The following is a 21,843-nucleotide window of genomic DNA, read 5'->3' as shown; positions in this document are numbered from 1 at the left end:
CTTTTACTTTTTATATTTAATCCAATAATTCTTCGTCCTTTTTCGATAACATCACCGCTCCAATCATTGCAGAAATAAACAAAATACTGCTCAACTCGAATGGTAAAACATATTCTGAATACAACAATGATCCTAAGTTGTGAATCAATCCTAAATCACCTGTTCCCATTTCTACAGCTGTGTTTGCAGAAACTTGATTTTGTGAGAAAATACCAATTGTCAAGGCAACAAATAACAAAGAGATTAAACTCGCTGCTAATATTTTTGCTGGTCGACCAAATGATTTCTTTTCACTATTCAAGTTCATCAACATCACCACGAATAAGAACAATACCATAATTGCTCCGGCATAGACAATGACGTTTACAATTGCCAAAAACTGCGCGTTTAGCAATACATAATGTCCGCTGATGCAGAAGAATGTTACGATTAAATATAAAATGGAATGTACAGGATTTTTACTGAACACCATTAGTAGCGCACTTAACACCGTTAAGCTCGACAAAACATAGAATAAAATGATAGGTAATTCCATTAATTTGTAGCTTTTTTCGGGATTAATAAATCTTCTTTCGAATAGATAAAGTTTTGACGTTTGAAACTTGCTGGAGGAACTGTTTGTGATAAATAAACAGCATCTTTTGGACAAGCTTCTTCACAGAATCCACAGAAAATACAACGTAACATATTAATTTCATATTTCGCTGCATATTTTTCTTCGCGGTAAAGATTTTCTTCACCAGGAAGTCTTTCTGCTGCTTCCATTGTAATCGCTTCTGCTGGACAAGCCAAAGCACAAAGTCCACAAGCCGTACAATTTTCGCGATCTTCTTCGTCTCTATTCAAAACGTGTAATCCTCTAAATACAGGACTAAACGGTCTTTGTTTTTCTGGATAACTAATTGTTGCTTTCTTCGAAAAGAAGTGCTTCAATGTAATCATCAACCCTTTTGCGATAGAAATCAAATAGATACTTTCCCAAAAAGTAAGGGGTTTACGTTCTACTTGTTTTACTCTATTTGTAATTGGTTTCATACTTTTAATGATTTTGATGATTCTACTTGTTTAATAATAAAATCACTAAGCCTGTAATTAACATATTGATTAATGCTAAAGGCAATAATTTTTTCCAACCTAAATCCATTAATTGGTCATATCTGAAACGAGGAATCGTCCAACGTACCCACATATAGAAGAAGATGAAGAAACAAGCTTTACCGAATAATGAAAGGAAATTAAGAATTGCCGTTCCATTTACTCCGATAGAGTTTACTAATGTTGCATCGTCTACAAATGGGATATCGTATCCACCAAAATATAAGGTAGAAATTACCACAGAACTGATAAACATGTTGATGTATTCTGCAAATAAGAAGAATCCCATCTTCATAGAAGAATATTCTGAATGATAACCTCCAATTAATTCGTTTTCTGCTTCTGGTAAATCGAACGGAGTACGGTTAGTTTCTGCGAACGAACACACCAAGAAAATAATAAATCCTAATGGTTGTAATAAGATAAACCACGCATGCTCTTGTTGATAATGTACAATATCACTCAATTTTAAAGAACCTGTCATCATCAAAATGGTGATTAACACGATTCCCATTGGTAATTCGTACGAAATAATCTGCGAAGCTGCACGCAAACCTCCCATTAAAGAGTATTTGTTGTTCGATGCCCAAGCACCAATCATAATTCCATAAACACCTAAACTTAATACACCTAAAATGTATAAAAATCCGATGTTAACATCTGCAATTTGAGGAACAACTACACGATCTCCAATCTCGAAAGCTGTTGACCATGGAATAACTGCACCTGTCATACAAGCTACAATCATTGCCAAAGATGGACCTAAGATGAATAAAAATTTATTCGAATCTTTTGGTGTAATTTCCTCTTTCGAGAATAATTTTAAACCATCGGCAAGCGGTTGTAATAAACCAAAAATACCTGCACGGTTTGGTCCGAGACGATCTTGTAAGAATGCTGCAACTTTACGCTCAGCCCAAGTAGAGTACATGGCAACAACTAATGCAAAACCAATCATTACGCCTACTAAAGCTAACTTTTCTAATGCATCAGCAATAAATTCTTCTGTCATTTTGTTAATTTTATTTACGAATGATTAATCTTTAAAATCTTTACTTGTTGCTGGTCCATCAATTTTTGATAAATCACGATTTGGTTCGTTTACTTCAGAAACCGAGTGAATATCTAATAAAATTTTTGGATCGCGTTTGATCACTTTCGGAAGTGTTTCTTTTGGCTCCACTTTATTCTCAAAGTAATGACCTTGACGAACAACAGAATCTTTAGAAATTTCTGATGGTTTTTCTAACGTCCAATCGTTGATATCTTTTTTATCAAAACGACATGTGTTACAAATCCAATCTTTTACTTCATTAAATTCATCTTTACGAGCTGTCACACGGAAAACTTCATTTCCACGGAACCACACTTGTGCTTTACCAGAACAAGTCGGGCAATCGCGATGCGCATCAACTGGTTTCAAGAACCAAACACGGTTTTTGAAACGGAACGTTTTATCTGTTAATGCACCAACTGGACAAACATCAATAATATTTCCGATAAATTCGTTATCTAAACTTTTGTTGATATGAGTTGAAATTTCAGCGTGATCTCCACGATTCATTACACCATGCTCACGACAACCTGTGATCTGATCTGCAGTTTTTACACAACGATAACACAAAATGCATCGATTCATATTCAACTGAATATTTGGACCTAAATCTTCTTTTGGGAATGTACGACGATCAAATTCGTAACGCGTTGCTTCTGCTCCGTGCTCGTAACTTAAATCTTGTAACTTACATTCTCCTGCCTGATCACATACTGGACAATCTAAAGGGTGATTGATTAATAATAATTCAACAATCCCTTTACGTGCCTCAACTGTACGCTCAGATGTTTTATTGCCTACAACCATTCCGTCCATAACTGTTGTACGACAAGACGGAACCAATTTTGGCATTGGACGAGGATCTGCTTCACTACCTTTTGATACTTCTACCAAACACGTTCTACAATTTCCTCCTGTATTTTCTAATTTACCGTAGTAACACATCGCTGGAGGTGCTACTTCTTTACCAATCATACGAGCGGCTTGAAGGATCGTTGTTCCCGCAGGTACTTCAATCGTTTCGTTATCGATGGTAACTTTAAATAATGGTGTTTCTTCTGCCATCTTCGTATTAATTTGCGGTTTCTTTAATTTCGATTGGATCAGCATAATGTGCTAAACCAAAATTACGCGTCAAACATTCTTCTGGATTATTAATATGCCATTCGAACTCATCACGGAAGTGACGAATTGCCGCTGCAACTGGCCAAGCCGCTGCATCTCCTAATGGACAAATTGTATTTCCTTCGATTTTACGTTGAACATCCCATAACAATTCGATGTCAGACATTTTTCCTTTTCCTTCATCGATTCGTTTCAAGATTTTCTCCATCCAACCTGTTCCTTCGCGACATGGTGAACATTGTCCACACGATTCGTGACGATAGAAACGAGCTAATGTATATGTATGATAAACAACGTCTTGATCTTCGTCTAACACGATAAATCCTCCAGACCCCATCATTGTTCCTGTTTGGAAACCTCCTTCTGATAAACTTTCGTAATTCATATAACGAGGTTTACCTTCGGCAGTTTTTAACAATAAGTTTGCTGGAACAATTGGCACAGAACTTCCGCCGGGAATACATGCTTTAAGGCGTTTTCCGTTTGGAATTCCTCCACAATATTCATCTGAATAAATAAATTCTTCAACCGTAATTGTCATATCAATTTCATAAACGCCTGGTTTATTAATATTACCACAAGCTGAAATTAATTTTGTTCCTGTAGAACGACCAACTCCAATTTTAGAATATGCTTCTCCACCAATTTCAATAATTGGAACAATTGCAGCAATAGTTTCTACATTGTTTACAACCGTTGGTCTTCCCCATAAACCTTTAACAGCTGGGAAAGGTGGTTTTAGACGTGGATTTCCACGTTTACCTTCTAACGATTCTAACAATGCAGTTTCCTCACCACAGATATAAGCTCCACCTCCACGTTGAACATAAATTTCGCAATCGAAACCAGTTCCTTGAATGTTTTTACCTAACCAACCTGCAGCTTTTGCTTCGTCGATTGCTTCTTCTAAAATTTCTGCAACCCACGCATATTCTCCACGGATATAAATAAATGATGTATTAGATCCTAAACAGAATGATGAAATAAGAACTCCTTCAATTAATAAATGAGGAATATATTCCATCAAGAAACGGTCTTTAAACGTTCCTGGTTCAGATTCGTCTGCATTTACCACTAAGTGTCTTGGAACACCTTCTGGCTTTGCCAAAAAGCTCCATTTCATTCCAGTTGGGAAACCTGCACCACCACGACCTCTTAAACCAGAAGTTTTTACTTCTTCTAAGATTTCATCAGTTGTCATTTTAAATGCTTTTTCAGCATTTGCATAACCTCCGTTTTCGCGATAAGCTTGGTAATGACGAATACCTGGAACATCAATATTTTTTAACAGTAATTTTTGTCCCATTATGCTAATTTTTTCAATTCCTCGATTAATTCGTCTACTTTCTCGATCGTTAAATTCTCACGATACGTTTTTCCTAACTGTAACATTGGCGCGTAACCACATGCTCCTAAACATTCGGCTGGTTTTAATGTAAATAAACCATCTGCCGAAGTTCCACCAGCTTCAATATTTAATTTTGTTTTAATGTGTTCGATAATTTTGTCTGAACCTCTTAACATACAAGGTCCTGTTTGACAAACTTCTAACACAAATTTCCCTACAGGATTTAAGTTAAACATCGAATAAAATGAAGCTACTTCGTAAACTTCTACTGGTAAAATATTCAATACTTCTGCAACATAATCTAAATGAGGTGTGTCTAACCAACCACCAAACTCAGCTTGTGCCACATGAAGCAAAGGAATCAATGCACTTTGTTTTTTATCCTCTGGATAACGTGCAATGATTTTATCTACTTTTTGTTGTGTCTCTTCTGAAAATTGAATTGCCATTTTTAATAATTTTTATTAAGCATCTAATTCTCCAGCAATCAAATTCAAACTACTCATTGTAATAATGGCATCTGAAATCATTGATCCTTCGATCAATTCTGGATAAGCTTGATAATAAATGAAACAAGGTCTACGGAAATGTAAACGGTATGGCGAACGTCCACCATCAGAAACGAAATAATAACCCAACTCACCATTTGCAGCTTCTATTGAATTATAAATTTCTCCTTTTGGCATATCTACCTCTCCCATAATAATTTTGAAATGATAGATTAACGCTTCCATTTTTGTGTAAACATCTTTCTTTAGTGGTAAATAGAAGTCTGGAGCATCAGCATGATATTGCGTTGCTTCTTCTCCTTCTAATGCATCAATCTTTGCAATTGCTTGTTTGATGATGCTTAAACTTTGCCACATTTCTTGACCACGAACTAAGAATCTATCGTAACAATCTCCCGTTGTACCAACTGGAATATCGAATTCGAATTCTTCGTAACGAGAATATGGTTTCGCTACACGAACATCATAATCTACACCAGCCGCACGTAAATTTGGTCCTGTGAAACCATAATTTAATGCACGCTCAGCCGAAATTCCTCCAACTCCTTGTGTACGATCCATAAAAATACGGTTACGTAAAAATAAGTTTTCAAACTCTGTTAAGACATCTGGAAACTCTCTCACGAAACGATGGATTTTTGCCCAAGCTGTTTCAGAAAAATCACGTTCGAAACCACCGATACGACCAATATTTGTTGTTAAACGAGAACCACAAATTTCTTCGTAAATCTCATAAATCAACTCGCGGTATTTCATCATATAAAGGAATCCTGTAAATGCTCCAGTATCAACACCCATAATCGAATTACATACGATATGATCTGCTAAACGAGCCAATTCCATAATGATAACACGCAAATATGAAACACGTTTCGGAACTTCAATTCCAACGAATTTCTCAACTGTCATGTGCCAACCTAAGTTATTTAACGGTGCCGAACAATAGTTCAAACGGTCTGTTAAAGGTGTAATTTGATACAAGGGTTTGCGTTCAGCAATTTTCTCAAAAGCACGGTGAATATACCCAACTGTAGGAACCGCAGATTTGATGATTTCACCATCAATCTCTAAAATATTTTGAAATACCCCATGTGTTGCAGGATGCGTAGGTCCTAAGTTTAAGGTAATTGTGCTTTTTTCTAACGAACCATCTGGAAGATCAAGATGCTTTAATTTTTTAGTTTTCTCTTTTCCCATGGTTAATTTGCTTTTACATTAAAACCTCCATAATTGAAATCACCACCGCGACCAAACATATCGTCGTCTTTGTCTTTACGCGTTTGATCCTCTAATGGGAACTCTTTGCGTAATGGATGATAATCCATTTCTGGAACATTCATGACACGAATCAAATTTGGATGTCCTACAAAATCAACTCCATAGAAATCATACGCTTCGCGCTCTAACCAGTTAGCTGTTTCGAATAATTTAGTTGCTGTAAAAATCGAAGGTTTTTCGATTGGTAAAGCAAATTTTAATCGAACTTCAACTCCTTCGTATAGATTATAAACTAAATAGGTTACAACCAATTCTTCTCCAACATTATTAGGATAATGAATGGCTGTTAAATCCTTCAAAAATTTGAAAGACAATTGCTCATCATCATATAAATATTGTAAAATCTTTAGATTGAAATCTTTGTTAGCGTATAAAGTCAATACACCGAAATGCTCTTCGTATCCGTATATATCTTCTTGAAACTTCTGAACCAAACGGTCTTTTATAAATGAATTGTCCATTATTTCAACTTATTTAATTCCATAACTTGCTAAAAGTTGTTGATATTCTTCGCTACTTCTACGACGAACACTTTCGCTCTCTACCAACTCCTGAATACGCATTACACCATCGATAATTGCTTCTGGACGAGGCGGACAACCTGGTACATAAACGTCTACTGGAATTACTTCATCAATTCCTTGTAAAACCGAATATGTATCAAAAATTCCTCCCGAACTTGCACAAGCTCCAACAGCAATTACCCAACGAGGTTCTGCCATTTGAATGTAAACTTGCTTCAGAACTGGCGCCATTTTTTTAGAAATTGTACCCATTACCATCAACAAATCGCACTGACGAGGCGTAAAAGCCAAACGTTCAGATCCAAAACGTGCCAAATCGTATGTCGAACCCATAGTCGCCATAAACTCGATTCCGCAACAACTTGTCGCAAATGGTAAAGGCCAAATTGAATTTTTACGCGCTAATCCAACTACTTTTGATAGTTGCATCGCCATAAAACCTTCACCTTCAAAACCACCTGGAGACTCAACGATCTTCACATTGGTATTGTGTGTTACTGGTCTTTTATTATGAATCATTATACTATTATTTTAGAATTAAAATCGCTCTATTTTTCCCAATTTAGAGCTCCTTTTTTGCGTACATATAAGTACATCACAAAGAATAAACCAACGAATGTTGCAACTGCTGCAAATCCTTCCCAACCTAATTCTTTAAAATTTGCCGCATACGGGTAAAAGAAGATTACCTCAACGTCAAATAACACGAATAAAATGGCTACTAAGAAGTATTTAATTGCAAATGGCTGTCTTGCATTTCCTACTTTCTCAATCCCAGACTCAAAATTTTCTAATTTTTCGTCAGTTTTTCTAGATGGACCAAGCAAATGTGTTGCAACGATAGTACCGGCAACAAATGCAAAAGCCACAATAAAAAGGATAAGAATAGGAATATAACTAGATGCTGTTTCCATAACTACTTTACTATTTTTCCAACTAATATTTTATCGATAAAAATAATAATAAAATATTAGATTATTTATGTAAATTAGTTTTCAACAAGTTATGATTCTTTATATGATAAATAATTGATTATTTATTTATATCAGAAGTTTAGTTTTTATCAAAAAAAAGGAGAACTAACAACTTAGTCAATTCTCCTTGTGTATTTTATTAGATTATTAATTAAACCTTAAAAAAGTTAATGAATTAATAAATTTTGTAGATTTTGTAGTGCTTCGTGTACTGTTTTGATATGCTCAAATCGTACTAACAAAGTTGGATAATCTTCTCCTTTTTTGGGTGATTTTTCCTTAAAACTAATGTTTTTAGGGTTATTTTGAACGTAATTTAAAATTAATCTAAATTCGTCTGACTGATAAAACTCGCTTTGTGGTTTATTGATAAAATAAGCCAAAAGAACACCATTTTTCATTACCAAACGTTCGAAACCTAATTTTTTACTTACCCATTTTAGTTGAATTGATTCCAATAAATTTTCGGCTTCAATTGGTAATTTTCCAAAACGGTCAATCAAATTATTCTTAAACGTTTGTAAATCTGTTTCAGTTTCAATATCAGCTAATTCTTTATACAACAACAAGCGTTCTTCCGAACTTTCAATATATTCGTCTGGAAACATGATTTGTAAGTCCGAATCAATTTGCACATCCGAAACATAGGATTTCACTTCTCCCGATTTTTGATCTTCGAACAAATCTTTGAAATCTGTTTCTTTCAATTCTTCAATCGCTTCATTCAAGATTTTTTGATACGTTTCGAAACCGATATCCATCATAAATCCTGTTTGTTCTGCACCTAAAAGATTTCCTGCTCCACGAATTTCTAAATCTTTCATCGCAATATTGAATCCAGAACCTAAATCAGAAAACTGCTCGATTGCTTGCAAACGTTTACGCGCTTCGTCCGTTAAAACCGAAAGCGGCGGCGCAACCAAATAACAAAACGCTTTGCGGTTACTACGACCAACACGTCCACGCATTTGATGCAAATCTGCCAAACCGAAATTCTGCGCATCATTAATTAAAATCGTATTCGCATTCGGGACATCCAAACCAGATTCGATAATAGTTGTTGACACAAAAACATCATATCGACCATCAATAAAATCGAGCAAAACAGCCTCTAACGCCTTTCCTTCCATCTGTCCATGACCAATCGCTACACGTGCATCAGGAACCAATCGTTGTACCATTCCAGCAATATCTTTCAACGATTGCACACGATTATGAATGATATAAACTTGTCCGCCACGCTGCATTTCGTACATAATCGCATCACGGAAAATATCTTCATTAAAACCAACCAATTGCGTATCGACAGGTTGTCTATTGGGCGGCGGAGTTTTGATGACCGATAAATCTCGCGCAGCCATCAAAGAGAATTGTAGTGTACGCGGAATTGGCGTCGCTGTCAACGTTAATGTATCAATATTTTCGCGAAGTGTTTTCAATTTATCTTTTACACCAACACCAAATTTGTGTTCCTCATCCACAATTAATAGTCCTAAATCTTTGTACTCAATTTTTGGATTGACCAATTGATGTGTCCCAATCACAATATCAACTTGACCAGATTTTAAGCCATCTAAAACCGCTTTTTTCTTTGCTCCCGTTACGAATCGATTGAGATAAGCAACTTTCACAGGCAAATCTCGCAAACGCTCTGAAAATGTTTTGAAATGTTGAAAAGCCAAAATCGTTGTCGGAACCAAAACGGCAACTTGTTTTCCGTCTACCGCAGCTTTCATCGCCGCACGAATCGCAACTTCCGTTTTCCCGAAACCAACATCTCCACAAACCAAACGATCCATTGGTCGTTCAGATTCCATATCCGTTTTTACATCTTGCGTCGCTTTGTACTGATCGGGCGTATCTTCATAAATAAAAGATGCCTCCAACTCATTTTGTAAATACGTATCAGGAGAATACGCAAAACCTTTTCTTGCACGACGTTTCGCATATAATTTAATCAAATCGAAGGCAATTTCTTTTACTTTCGCTTTGGTTTTATTTTTTAAATTTTTCCAAGCTGGTGATCCAAGTTTTGAGATTTTTGGCTCTGCGCCATCTTTTCCTCTAAACTTCGCGATTTTATGCAACGAATGAATATTAACATACAGAATATCATTGTTTTGGTAAATCAATTTAATTGATTCTTGCCTAACGTTATTATTATTCAAGATGACAAGACCAGCAAATTTTCCGATTCCGTAATCAATATGCGTCACAAAATCACCAACTTGCAACGAATTAATTTCTTTTAACGTAATCGCTTCTTTTTTGGAAAATGAATTTCGAAGATTGAATTTATGATAACGTCCAAAAATCTGATGATCAGTATAACACGTTAATTTGATTTCTTCATCAATAAAGCCTTGATAAATAGAACCCAAAACTGGGATATACGAAACTTCTTTTCCAATATCATCAAAAATTTCTTCAAAACGTTTGATTTGATTTTCATTTGAACAAATCAATGCATTTTTGAAACCTTCTGTTTTGTGTTCATTCAAATCATCAATTAATAATTCGAATTGTTTGTTAAAACTTGGTTGAGGTTTGAATGGTGATTCTATTTCTTCAACTGTTTCAAAATAAGACTTCATCGAACACTCAATCACACCAAAAGATGAAATTTGTTGAAGAAAACCATTTTCATTCAAAAATAATTGATTCGGTTCTGCTTGTTTAATTTCTCCTTTCAATTCAGCAAAAGCTGACTCAGCTTGTTCAAAATTCTTGGTAATTTGTTTCGCTAAAACAGAAATATTTTTGGCAATAATTAAACTATCTTTCGAAATATATTCTAAAAAACTCTCTCGTTTTTCATTAATCGATTTACTTTCAAGATTCGGAATAATCGTAATTTCTTTTGTCGTTGCAATAGACAATTGATTCTCGATATCAAACGTTCTAATGGTTTCAACTTCATCTCCAAACAATGATATACGATAAGGATGTTCATTCGAAAACGAAAAAACATCTATAATTCCTCCACGAATCGAGAATTCTCCCGGCTCAGAAACAAAATCAACACGATGAAAATTATAAGAAGATAAAACTTCTGTCAAAAAATCAATTCCCAAATCATTTCCAACCTTTACTTTAAGCGTATTCGTTGAAAGCGCTTTTTTTGTTACCACTTTTTCAGACAACGCTTCTTCGTACGTCACGACAATTTTTGGTCGTTTAGAATGCGATAACACATTTAAAACCTCTGTTCTAATGACAACATTTGCATTGTTCACTTCCTCCACTTCGTAAGGACGCTTATAAGATGACGGAAAAAACAGAATTTGTTCTTTATCAAACAATGTTTCCAAATCATTCAACACATAAGCCGCTTCTTCTTTGTCATCAAAAATTAGAATCGTAGGACGCGCAACACGATCATATAAATGACCCGTTAAAATGCTCAATCCTGAACCTAAAAAACCTTTGATATTGACTTTATGTTGTGGATTATTTTTAAAATTGACAATAAGCTTCTGTACGAAATCTGAAGAATCGTATAAGCTAAAAACGTTATGAATAGTTTTCTGTTCCAAAGTTTTGCAAATATAAAATTTAATGACCTTAAGTATTAAACATTCTTCAAAAAAAGTAGATTTTAACTACCAATTTTTTATAAATAAAAAATTTTCAAAAAAAACAGTAAAAAAAGTTGTTTTATTTAAAAAAAATATTCTTAGCTTTGATTTATCAAAAAAAGAAAATGAAATTAGTTCACAACATTATCAACTTAATTGTTTTAGTCATTCTTATTCCAAGGAGTGGTAATTAGTTGTGTACATACAAGATAACAATTAAAGCCACTTCATAAAGAAGTGGCTTTTTTTATGAAAAATATTAAATAAAACATATCATGCAAAACAATTTCGTCATTATTATCATCATTATTTTAGTCTTAGTCTTACGATTAGGAGAGGTGGTTTTGTGATGAATTTTTTGTACAAATTTTAATGAGCCACCTCTATAAGGGTGGCTTTTTTTATAAATAAAACTCTCGATTATCAATAAAAATTATGGAAAACAACAACCAAACATTAAACAAACACAGCCGAACCGTAACGCAAGATGACACTTTACCTGCGTCACAAGCAATGTTACATGGGATTGGCCTAACTAACGAAGACCTAAAAAAACCACTAATCGGAATTGCAAGTATGGGGTACGATGGAAATACTTGCAATATGCACCTGAACCAATTTGCACAATTGGTTCAGGATGGAATGAGAACCGAAAACCTAATCGGTTTGAAATTCAATACTATCGGAATTAGCGATGGTATCACAAACGGAACTTCTGGAATGCGATACTCTTTAGTAAGTAGAGAAATCATTGCAGATTCTATCGAAACCGTTTGTGCTGGACACTTTTACGATGGCGTAATCACAATACCAGGTTGTGACAAAAATATGCCAGGATCAATTATGGCAATGGGACGTTTGAACCGTCCTTCGATCATGATTTATGGTGGAACCATAGCTCCAGGACACTACAAAGAAGAAGAATTAAACATTGTTTCTGCATTTGAAGCATTAGGTAAAAAATTAAACGGAAATCTTGATGACAAAGATTTTTGTGGAATTATTCAGAATGCTTGCCCTGGCCCTGGTGCTTGTGGTGGAATGTACACAGCAAATACAATGGCAGCGGCGATTGAAGCAATGGGAATGAGTTTACCTTATTCTTCATCTTATCCCGCCCTTAGTCAAGAAAAGAAAAACGAGTGTACAACTGCGGCTCATTATCTAAGAATTTTATTAGAAAAAGATATTAAACCAAGTGATATCATCACGAAAAACTCTTTAGAAAATGCGATTAAAACAATTGTTGTTTTAGGCGGAAGCACAAACGCAGTTTTACATTTATTAGCGATTGCTGCTACAATGAATATCAAATTATCATTAGACGATATACAAGCAATAAACGATAAAACACCAGTCATAGCAGATTTAAAACCAAGTGGTAAATACTTGATGGAACATTTGAGTAAAGTTGGTGGAGTTCCTGCTGTTTTGAAATATATGTTACAAGAAGGATTAATTGATGGAAGCTGTTTAACGGTTACAGGAAAAACATTAGCCGAAAATTTAGCATCAGTTCCTGATTTAGATTTCTCTAAACAAAATATTATTCGTCCATTATCTAATCCTATTAAAGAAACTGGACACTTACAAATGCTTTACGGAAACCTTGCTCCAGGCGGATCAGTATCAAAAATATCTGGAAAAGAAGGTTTTTATTTTAAAGGAAAAGCACAAGTTTTTAATAGCGAAGTTGAAGTACTAAAAGCAATTGAAGATTTACAAATCAAAGCTGGAAGCGTTATTGTCATCCGAAACGAAGGTCCAAAAGGAGGTCCTGGAATGCCAGAAATGTTGAAACCAACATCTGCCATTATCGGAGCTGGATTAGGAGACAAAGTCGCTTTGATCACAGACGGACGTTTTAGTGGAGGAACGCACGGATTTGTCGTCGGTCACATTACACCAGAAGCTTTTGAAGGAGGACCGATCGCATTAGTCGAAAATGATGACCTCATCGAAATTGACATCAACAAAAATGAATTAAACCTTTTAGTTGATGAAAAAACATTAGAAAATCGAAAAAATAACTGGAAACAACCCGCATTAAAAGTAAAAAATGGAGTCTTATACAAATACGCAAAGCAAGTCGGAAACGCCTCAGAAGGATGCCTTACTGACCAATAAACCAACTCAAATTTCAGGTTCACAAGCAATTATTAATGCTTTATTAGCTGAAGGAGTTTCAACAGTTTTTGGCTATCCTGGTGGTGCAATTATGCCTATATACGATGCTTTGTATGATTACAAAGATAAATTAGAGCACATTTTAGTTCGCCATGAGCAAGGTGGTATTCATGCTGCTCAAGGCTATGCAAGAACTTCTGGAAAAGTAGGTGTAGCATTTGCTACAAGTGGTCCTGGTGCAACTAATTTAGTAACTGGAATTGCAGATGCTATGATAGATAGTAATCCTATCGTATGTATCACAGGACAAGTTTATGCTTCTTTATTAGGAACTGATGCATTTCAAGAAACAGATGTAATCAATATCACCAATCCCATCACTAAATGGAATTATCAAATTACTGATGCAGAAGAAATAAATGATGTATTAGCAAAAGCATTTCACATTGCGCGTTCTGGAAGACCAGGACCAGTATTGATTGATATTACAAAAAATGCTCAAATACAACTTATCGAAAAGAAAAAGTATGAGCAATGCACGCACGTTCGTAGTTATCGACCAGAACCAGAGATAAGAACTGAATATATAAAAGCTGCTGCTGAACTTATTAATCAAGCAAAAAAACCTTTTGCAATTATTGGTCAAGGAATTCTACTTGGAAAAGCAGAGCAAGAATTAAAAGATTTCTTAGAAAAATCTGGAATTCCAGTGGCTACAACTTTAATGGGATTAAGTTCTTTAGATACAGATCATCCACAATATGTTGGTTTATTAGGAATGCATGGAAATTATGCGCCGAATGTCAAAACAAATGATTGCGATGTATTAATTGCCATAGGAATGAGGTTTGATGACCGTGTAACTGGACGTTTGGACAAATATGCAAAACAAGCCAAAGTGATTCATCTTGATATTGATCCAGCAGAAATTGGTAAAAATGTAAAAGTTACAGTGCCAGTTTGGGGAGATTGTAAAAAAACACTTCCGTTATTAACAAACTTAATTGATTCTAATGATCACTCTCAATGGTTAAAAGAATTTAGGGATCTCGAAAAAGAAGAACGTACAGAAGTTATTGATAAAGAATTCCACCCTACAACTGATGTCCTTTCTATGGCTGAAGTTATTAACACATTAAATGAGTTAACAAACGGAGAAGCAGTAATTGTGACAGACGTTGGACAACATCAGATGTCGGCTTGCCGTTATGCGAAATTCAAAGATTCTAAACTTTTGGTTACATCGGGCGGATTAGGAACAATGGGATTTGGTTTACCTGCTGCAATTGGAGCATGGTACGGAGCACCAGAAAAAGACATTGTCATGGTTTGTGGAGATGGTGGTTTCCAAATGACGTTACAAGAAATGGGAACGATTATGCAATTCGGAGCTAAAGTAAAAATGTTAATCTTAAACAATAGTTTCTTAGGAATGGTTCGTCAATGGCAAGAATTATTCAACGACAAACGCTATTCTTTCGTAGATATTACAAGTCCAGATTTTGTTGCGCTTGCAAAAGCATATCAAATAGAAGGTCAAAAAATAGAGGCGAGAAATGACTTGAAAAATGCATTAAAAGAAATGTTAGAGCATGATGGTTCTTATCTTTTAGAAGTTATGGTAGGAAAAGAAAACAATGTATTTCCTATGGTAGAACAAGGTACAAGTGTTTCTGAAATTAGATTAAAATAAATTATTATGGACTCAAAACAAGAATATACAATTACGTTATATACAGAAAATTCCATAGGAATTTTAGGAAGAGTTGCAGGAATTTTTACTCGACGAAAAATTAATATTGAAAGTTTAAGCACTTCTCCTTCAGAAATAGAAAATGTACACCGATTTACAATTGTTATTGAAGAATCTGAAGAAGTCGTTCGAAAACTTTGCATGCAAATTGAAAAACAAATCGATGTTCTTAAGGCTTATTTCAATAATAATGATGAATTAATTTGGCAAGAACAAGCTTTATACAAAGTGCCAACCAATATTATTGCAGAGAAGGCATATGTAGAACGATTGTTACGTCAATATGGTGCAAATACAGTCGTAATTCGCAATGATTATACGGTTTTTGAAACAGCTGGTCATCGTGAGGAAATTGATAATTTGACACAAGAATTAACTAAATATGGCTTAATAGAATTTGTTCGAGGAGCAAGAATCGCGATTATAAAAGCAAGTGCTGGTTTCCACGAAAAATTATTACAATTCGAAAAAGACGAACCATCAAAAGAAGTGATCGAAAATGAATTCCTAAACGAAGGAAATTCAGTTTTCACAATGTAATCTCAAATAACCCGATTAATAATATTATAAAAATACAAAATGACTAATTATTTTAATTCTCTATCATTAAGAGATCAATTATATCAACTTGGACAAGCAGAATTTCTAAATAACTCAGAATTCGCAAAAGGTACTGATGCATTAAAAGACAAAAAAATTGTAATTGTAGGCTGCGGTGCACAAGGATTAAACCAAGGATTGAATTTACGAGACAGCGGTTTAGACGTTTCGTACGCATTACGCAAAGAAGCCATTGAACAACAAAGAGATTCTTGGAAAAATGCCACAAGTCATAATTTTACAGTTGGTACTTTCGAAGAATTAATCCCAAACGCTGATGTTGTAGCGAATTTAACGCCAGACAAACAACATACGCAAGTAGTTAACACTATTCAACCTTTTATAAAAGAAGGCGCTACACTTTTATATTCTCATGGATTTAATATCGTTGAAGAAGGTGTACAAATTCGTAAAGATATTACTGTAATAATGGTTGCTCCGAAATGTCCTGGTTCAGAAGTTCGAGCAGAATATTTAAGAGGATTTGGAGTTCCTACGTTAATTGCAGTTCACCCAGAAAATGATCCTGAAGGGAAAGGACTTGACCAAGCAAAAGCATATTGTGCAGGGACTGGTGGTCATAGAGCGGGAGTTTTAAAATCATCATTTGTTGCAGAAGTAAAGTCTGATTTAATGGGAGAACAAACCATTTTATGCGGTCTTTTACAAACAGGTTCTATTCTTTCTTTCGATAAAATGGTTGAAAATGGAATTGACCCAGGTTACGCTTCAAAATTAGTTCAATATGGTGTGGAAGTAATTACTGAGGCCTTAAAACATGGTGGAGTTAGTGGTATGATGGATAGATTAAGCAATCCTGCTAAAGTGAAAGCCTTTGAATTATCAGAAGAATTAAAAGACATTATGCGTCCATTATTCCAAAAACATCAAGATGATATTATTTCGGGTGAATTTAGTAAAACAATGATGGAAGATTGGGCGAATGATGATAAAAACTTATTAAAATGGAGAGCTGAAACTGGTGAAACTGCTTTTGAAAAAACACCTGCAGGCGACGCAAATATTACAGAACAAGAATATTTTGACAACTACACTTTAATGGTAGCTTTTGTTCGTGCTGGAGTTGAATTAGCGTTTGAAACTATGGTTGAAGCAGGTATTAAACCTGAATCTGCTTACTACGAATCATTACACGAAACACCATTGATTGCAAATACTATTGCTCGTAAAAAATTATTCGAAATGAATCGTGTGATTTCTGATACAGCAGAATATGGTTGTTATCTTTTCGATCAGGCTTGTAAACCTTTGTTAAAAGATTTCATGGCAAAAGTAAACGTAGACGTTGTCGGTAAAAATTACACCGAAGGAAAAGACAATGCTGTTGACAATGCAACATTGGTACATATAAATGATGTTTTACGTAATCATCCTGTCGAAACTGTAGGAAAAAAACTTCGTAAAGCAATGACTGCTATGAAAACGATAAAAACTGTGTAGTCAAACATTAAGATTACAAAAAAAGTTAACAGAACTAACAAACAGTGAATTATGGCAAATGGACTTAGAAATGAAAAACCTGAGACCTTAGGCGTTTCGCTTGACGAAGTAAACTTAGCTCAAATGAATTTGAAAGGAGTTGCCAAAAACACTCCTTTCGATTTCAATGAAAATTTAAGTCGTCAATTTGAAGCGAATGTCTATCTAAAACGAGAAGATTTACAAGTCGTCCGTTCGTACAAATTACGTGGTGCTTATAATAAAATCGTTCAGTTATCAGAACAAGAAAAAAATAATGGTGTAATCTGCGCAAGTGCAGGAAATCACGCACAAGGTGTGGCGTATTCGTGTCAACAATTAAACATTAAAGGTAAAATTGTGATGCCAACAACAACGCCTCAACAAAAAATAAAACAAGTAAAATGGTTTGGAAAAGATCAAATCGAAATCATTTTACATGGTGATACATTTGATGATGCATCGGCTTTTGCGCATCAATTATCGCAAGAAGGAAATATTACTTTTATTCATCCTTTTGATGACGAAAAAGTAATTGCAGGACAAGGAACGGTTGCATTAGAAATTTTGAATCAATGCGATCAACCAATCGATTATATTTTCGTGCCAATTGGTGGTGGTGGTTTAGCTTCTGGTGTTATTTCTGTTTTAAAATCATTAAGCCCAAACACTAAAATTATTGGTGTAGAACCAAGTGGTGCTGCAAGTATGGCAGAAGCAATCAAACAAAAACAATCTGTTGCATTAGCGAAGATTGATCCTTTTGTAGATGGTGCAGCTGTAAAAAAAGCAGGTGAAAAAACCTATAAAATCTGTGCAGAAGGTTTAGAAACTACTTGTGCAGTTCCGGAAGGAAAAGTTTGTTCGAGCATTTTGCGTTTGTACAATGAAGATGCAATTGTTGTAGAACCCGCAGGTGCTTTGAGTGTATCGGCTTTAGATTTATTTAAGGAAGAAATCAAAGGAAAAAATGTGGTTTGTGTGCTTAGCGGAAGCAACAACGACATTACGCGAATGGAAGAAATAAAAGAAAGAAGTTTGCAATATGAAGGTTTGAAACATTATTTCATTATCAATTTTCCTCAACGTGCCGGCGCTTTGAAAGAATTAGTGAACGAAGTTTTGGGTGAAAATGATGATATCACCTATTTTCAATACACGCAAAAAAACAACAAAGAAACAGGTCCAGCAGTTGTTGGCATTGAATTAGACAAAAAAGAAGATTTGGAAGGATTGATTTATCGTTTAGAAAATCATCATTTCGACTATCAATATCTTAACACAGATAATACCCTTTTTTCTTTAATGATTGGATAATAAATACCTCTTTTAAACATTCTTTCAATAAAAAAGATGATTCCGAAAATTTCAGAATCATCTTTTTACTTTTATTTATTTTTACTCAAATTTATTTTTTTGCTGCAACAGAATCTTTTTTCACAGCTGTCGTATCTGTAACTGGAGCTACAACTGGTTTTATATCACTTGCGTAACCAACAACAATTCCGTCCAATTTATCAACACGTTTTACTTTGAATGTTTCTGTTCCTTCTGCACCTTTAAAAGATACTTTGTAAACGGCTTCGTAAACGGTTTTATCACCATCTTCTAAAGGCGTCATTTTCTCAAAATTGTACACGTCTACTGGTCCGTATTGCTTAATAGGCGCATTCAAATCTTCCACTTTTACACCTTCTACTTTAGCAAACAACGAATCTGGTTTCTCTGCTCTGTACTTATAAACATCTAAAATTGCCTCTTTTACTTTATAATCTGGTAAATCAGCTTTCTTGTTACAAGCAGTTAAAGCTAAGACTCCCCCTACCATTAAGATTACACTTGTTTTCATAATTCTATATTTTTTTGTGTTAATTGATTATAACTAATATAGTGATTTTTCGAAATAATAAACAAGTATTTTTTTAAAATTCAAGTAGATACAAATAAAAAAGTCAATCTTGTACAAAGATTGACTTTTGAATAAGTTATATTGTTGAAGAAATTTTAGACATCAAATATTACATAAAAACCTTCGTGACCACGAACATTAAACACGGTGTTATCTTCAAAAATTAAGTATTGACCTTTTATTCCTTTCAAAACACCTTCTATCTCGGGTGATTTTTTCAAGTTCAATGATTTTACTTTTTCAGGATATGCTAAAACAGGATAGTCTAGCGTCCAAACTTCTGGCTCACCTACCAAAAATTGTTGAAAATCTGGATTCACTTCATTTCGAATTTCGTGATACTTTTCGAACAAATTAATCTCAGGCACATCATTTTTCAACATACGTTGCCAATTCGTTTTATCTGCAATTACATTTTTCAACGAAACCTCTATCATTCCAGCTTCGTAACGATTATCTGTTCTTGCAATAATAATAGCTTCCGAAGCTCCTTGATCTATCCAACGAGTCGGAACTTGCGTTACACGTGTTACACCAACTTTTATACCTGACGAATTTGCTAAATACACAATATGTGGTTGCAGTTCAAACTTTATTTCAAATTCTAAATCGCGTTGTGCAATTCCTAAATGGGCTGTAGAAAGTTCTGGATTAATGATACTTGGATTAGCTTCTGGAACTGTAAAAAAACAATTTTTACAATATCCCATCTGATAAATCTCTTTATCCTCGTGACAGTTTAAACATTCGTAATGATCGAATTTAATGGAGATTTTTTTACCCAATAATTGATTCATAACGATAAAATCATCTTTGAAATTCCAATAATAATTAATCGGATTTCCATTTTCGGTCGTCATTTTACGAATTTGTCCTTCAAACTGCATCTTACTATCTAAAGTTTTTTAATTTTGTGTAAATCTACAAAAAATTTTAGCGGATGGGAATAGTCAATAAGATAATGGAAATTATGATGCGTAGCCGAATGAATGTCATTGAAGAAAGCATCAAAAATCCTGTTGGTACGCAAGAACGTGTATTATTTGACAATATTAAGAAAGCTAAATCAACAATTTACGGAAAAGAATTTCACTTTGAAGAGATCAAAACAGCACAGAAATTTCAAGAGCAAGTTCCAGCTGTACATTACGAGGATTTTCAGCCTTATATAGAACTAGCAAGAAAAGGTGAAAAGGATGTTTCTTGGCATGGAAAAATCAAATGGTTTGCCAAATCTTCTGGTACTACAAATGCAAAAAGTAAATTTATTCCGATTAGTACCGAATCTTTAGAAGATTGTCATTATGCTGCCGGAAAAACCATGTTTGCTTTGTACTTAAATGCTTATCCAGAAACGGATATTTTTATGCACAAAAACCTACGAATTGGTGGAAGTAGCGAATTATACCAAAAATATGATACCCTTTTCGGTGATTTATCAGCTATTTTGATTGATAATTTGCCTTTTTATGCTGAAATGAAAAACATTCCGAATCGTGAAATTTCGTTAATGTCAGATTGGAAATTAAAGATGGATGCCATTATAAATGCCACAAAGAACGAAGATGTAGGTTCGTTAACAGGTGTGCCGTCTTGGATGATGGTTGTGCTAAATAAATTGATGGCAGAAACTGGAAAAAATTATTTGGATGAAATTTGGCCAAATCTTGAAGTGTTTTTTCATGGAGGAATAAGTTTCAAACCTTATGCCGAAAACTACAATCAAATTACTCATAAAAATTTAAATTACTTCGAATTATACAATGCTTCCGAAGGATTTTTTGGAATTCAAGATCAATTAAATAACAAAGATTTATTGTTATTATTAGACAACGGAATCTTTTATGAGTTTATTCCAATGGAAGATTTTGGAACAGAAAATCAACGCTATTTAACCATTGGAGATGTTGAAATTGGGAAAAACTATGCCATGGTTATCACGACAAATGGTGGTTTGTGGCGTTATATTATTGGTGATACAGTTCGTTTTACGTCTACAAACCCACATCGAATTGTTGTTTCTGGACGAACAAAACATTATATCAATGCGTTTGGAGAAGAGTTAATGATTGAAAATGCAGAAGAAGCTTTGAAAAGAACGTGCGATCAGACCAATTCGATTATTTCAGAATATACTGCGGGACCTGTTTTTATGCAAGGAAGAGAAAAAGGTTCGCACGAATGGATGATTGAATTTGAAAAAGAACCCGAAAACTTCGAAGAGTTTATTGATCATCTAGACAAAAATCTTCAGGATGTAAATTCAGATTACGAAGCGAAACGTTATAATAATATGACACTTAATCGACCAATTGTTCACAAAGCACGCAAGAAACTATTCATCGAATGGATGGCTTCTCGTGGAAAATTAGGTGGACAAAATAAAGTTCCTCGTTTGTCCAATACAAGAGAGTTTATTGAACCTTTGATAGTATTAAACAACAAAATATAAAAAAAGAGAATCATCATGATTCTCTTTTTTTTGGTTTA

At 34.5% G+C, this 21,843-nt stretch carries 19 protein-coding genes; 6 read left to right on the top strand and 13 right to left on the bottom strand.

What is annotated here, in order from left to right; translation table 11 throughout:
- Positions 1-16: 16 nt before the first annotated feature.
- The 11 genes from QHG34_RS07875 to mfd form a co-directional block, all read right to left on the bottom strand.
- Positions 17-535 carry an NADH-quinone oxidoreductase subunit J family protein gene (locus QHG34_RS07875; RefSeq protein ID WP_282629658.1) on the bottom strand — a complete coding sequence of 173 codons (519 nt, stop codon included), beginning with the start codon at positions 533-535 and terminating at the stop codon, positions 17-19.
- A complete protein-coding gene (gene nuoI, locus QHG34_RS07870) occupies positions 535-1,035 on the bottom strand; it encodes an NADH-quinone oxidoreductase subunit NuoI (protein ID WP_038333352.1) in 501 nt (166 codons plus the stop codon). The genes QHG34_RS07875 and nuoI overlap by 1 nt, the downstream gene beginning before the upstream one ends.
- 22 nt (positions 1,036-1,057) lie before the next feature.
- Positions 1,058-2,107, bottom strand: coding sequence for an NADH-quinone oxidoreductase subunit NuoH (gene nuoH, locus QHG34_RS07865; protein ID WP_282629657.1), 1,050 nt, complete (start codon positions 2,105-2,107; stop codon positions 1,058-1,060).
- Between the two features lie 24 nt (positions 2,108-2,131).
- Complete coding sequence (locus tag QHG34_RS07860; RefSeq protein ID WP_038333449.1) at positions 2,132-3,214, bottom strand: 2Fe-2S iron-sulfur cluster-binding protein; 1,083 nt, start codon at positions 3,212-3,214, stop codon at positions 2,132-2,134.
- A 7-nt stretch (positions 3,215-3,221) separates the two neighbouring features.
- A complete protein-coding gene (nuoF, locus tag QHG34_RS07855; RefSeq protein ID WP_038333361.1) occupies positions 3,222-4,580 on the bottom strand; it encodes an NADH-quinone oxidoreductase subunit NuoF in 1,359 nt (452 codons plus the stop codon).
- On the bottom strand, positions 4,580-5,071 hold the full coding sequence (locus tag QHG34_RS07850; RefSeq protein ID WP_038333366.1) for an NADH-quinone oxidoreductase subunit NuoE family protein: 492 nt from the start codon (positions 5,069-5,071) through the stop codon (positions 4,580-4,582). The genes nuoF and QHG34_RS07850 overlap by 1 nt, the downstream gene beginning before the upstream one ends.
- 15 nt (positions 5,072-5,086) lie before the next feature.
- On the bottom strand, positions 5,087-6,328 hold the full coding sequence (locus QHG34_RS07845; protein WP_282629656.1) for an NADH-quinone oxidoreductase subunit D: 1,242 nt from the start codon (positions 6,326-6,328) through the stop codon (positions 5,087-5,089).
- Positions 6,329-6,330: 2 nt separating this feature from the next.
- Positions 6,331-6,870, bottom strand: a complete 540-nt coding sequence (locus tag QHG34_RS07840) for an NADH-quinone oxidoreductase subunit C (RefSeq protein ID WP_282629655.1) — start codon at positions 6,868-6,870, stop codon at positions 6,331-6,333.
- A 9-nt stretch (positions 6,871-6,879) separates the two neighbouring features.
- Positions 6,880-7,452, bottom strand: a complete 573-nt coding sequence (locus QHG34_RS07835) for an NADH-quinone oxidoreductase subunit B (protein ID WP_038333376.1) — start codon at positions 7,450-7,452, stop codon at positions 6,880-6,882.
- A 29-nt stretch (positions 7,453-7,481) separates the two neighbouring features.
- Positions 7,482-7,847, bottom strand: coding sequence for an NADH-quinone oxidoreductase subunit A (locus QHG34_RS07830; protein WP_282629654.1), 366 nt, complete (start codon positions 7,845-7,847; stop codon positions 7,482-7,484).
- Positions 7,848-8,074: 227 nt separating this feature from the next.
- Entirely contained in the window at positions 8,075-11,443 is a 3,369-nt protein-coding gene (gene mfd / locus QHG34_RS07825) for a transcription-repair coupling factor (protein ID WP_282629653.1), read from the bottom strand.
- A gap of 477 nt (positions 11,444-11,920) precedes the next feature.
- Here mfd and ilvD point away from each other — a divergent pair, with 477 nt between their 5' ends.
- From ilvD to ilvA, 5 genes are read left to right on the top strand one after another with little or no spacing between them, the layout of a single operon-like run.
- Entirely contained in the window at positions 11,921-13,612 is a 1,692-nt protein-coding gene (gene ilvD / locus QHG34_RS07820; protein WP_282629652.1) for a dihydroxy-acid dehydratase, read from the top strand.
- Positions 13,545-15,305 carry a biosynthetic-type acetolactate synthase large subunit gene (gene ilvB / locus QHG34_RS07815; protein WP_282629651.1) on the top strand — a complete coding sequence of 587 codons (1,761 nt, stop codon included), beginning with the start codon at positions 13,545-13,547 and terminating at the stop codon, positions 15,303-15,305. Before ilvD ends, ilvB begins: the two co-directional genes overlap by 68 nt.
- A 6-nt stretch (positions 15,306-15,311) precedes the next feature.
- Positions 15,312-15,905, top strand: a complete 594-nt coding sequence (gene ilvN / locus QHG34_RS07810) for an acetolactate synthase small subunit (RefSeq protein WP_038333453.1) — start codon at positions 15,312-15,314, stop codon at positions 15,903-15,905.
- 39 nt (positions 15,906-15,944) lie between these two features.
- On the top strand, positions 15,945-17,426 hold the full coding sequence (gene ilvC, locus QHG34_RS07805) for a ketol-acid reductoisomerase (RefSeq protein ID WP_282629650.1): 1,482 nt from the start codon (positions 15,945-15,947) through the stop codon (positions 17,424-17,426).
- A 51-nt stretch (positions 17,427-17,477) separates the two neighbouring features.
- Positions 17,478-18,761, top strand: a complete 1,284-nt coding sequence (gene ilvA, locus QHG34_RS07800; protein ID WP_282629649.1) for a threonine ammonia-lyase IlvA — start codon at positions 17,478-17,480, stop codon at positions 18,759-18,761.
- A 91-nt stretch (positions 18,762-18,852) separates the two neighbouring features.
- Here ilvA and QHG34_RS07795 read toward each other — a convergent pair whose 3' ends face one another.
- Both QHG34_RS07795 and QHG34_RS07790 read right to left on the bottom strand, forming a co-directional pair.
- Entirely contained in the window at positions 18,853-19,293 is a 441-nt protein-coding gene (locus tag QHG34_RS07795; protein WP_282629648.1) for a hypothetical protein, read from the bottom strand.
- A 155-nt stretch (positions 19,294-19,448) separates the two neighbouring features.
- Positions 19,449-20,240 carry a DUF2797 domain-containing protein gene (locus tag QHG34_RS07790; protein ID WP_282629647.1) on the bottom strand — a complete coding sequence of 264 codons (792 nt, stop codon included), beginning with the start codon at positions 20,238-20,240 and terminating at the stop codon, positions 19,449-19,451.
- Between the two features lie 53 nt (positions 20,241-20,293).
- Between QHG34_RS07790 and QHG34_RS07785 the strand changes: the two genes are divergently transcribed.
- On the top strand, positions 20,294-21,805 hold the full coding sequence (locus QHG34_RS07785) for a GH3 auxin-responsive promoter family protein (protein WP_282629646.1): 1,512 nt from the start codon (positions 20,294-20,296) through the stop codon (positions 21,803-21,805).
- Positions 21,806-21,843: the final 38 nt, after the last annotated feature.

This window comes from Empedobacter sedimenti (assembly GCF_030005555.1).
In the GTDB taxonomy this organism is placed as follows: Bacteria; Bacteroidota; Bacteroidia; order Flavobacteriales; family Weeksellaceae; genus Empedobacter; species Empedobacter sedimenti.
Note: the sequence above shows the minus strand (reverse complement) of the source record. Positions and strands in the feature narration are given on the sequence as shown.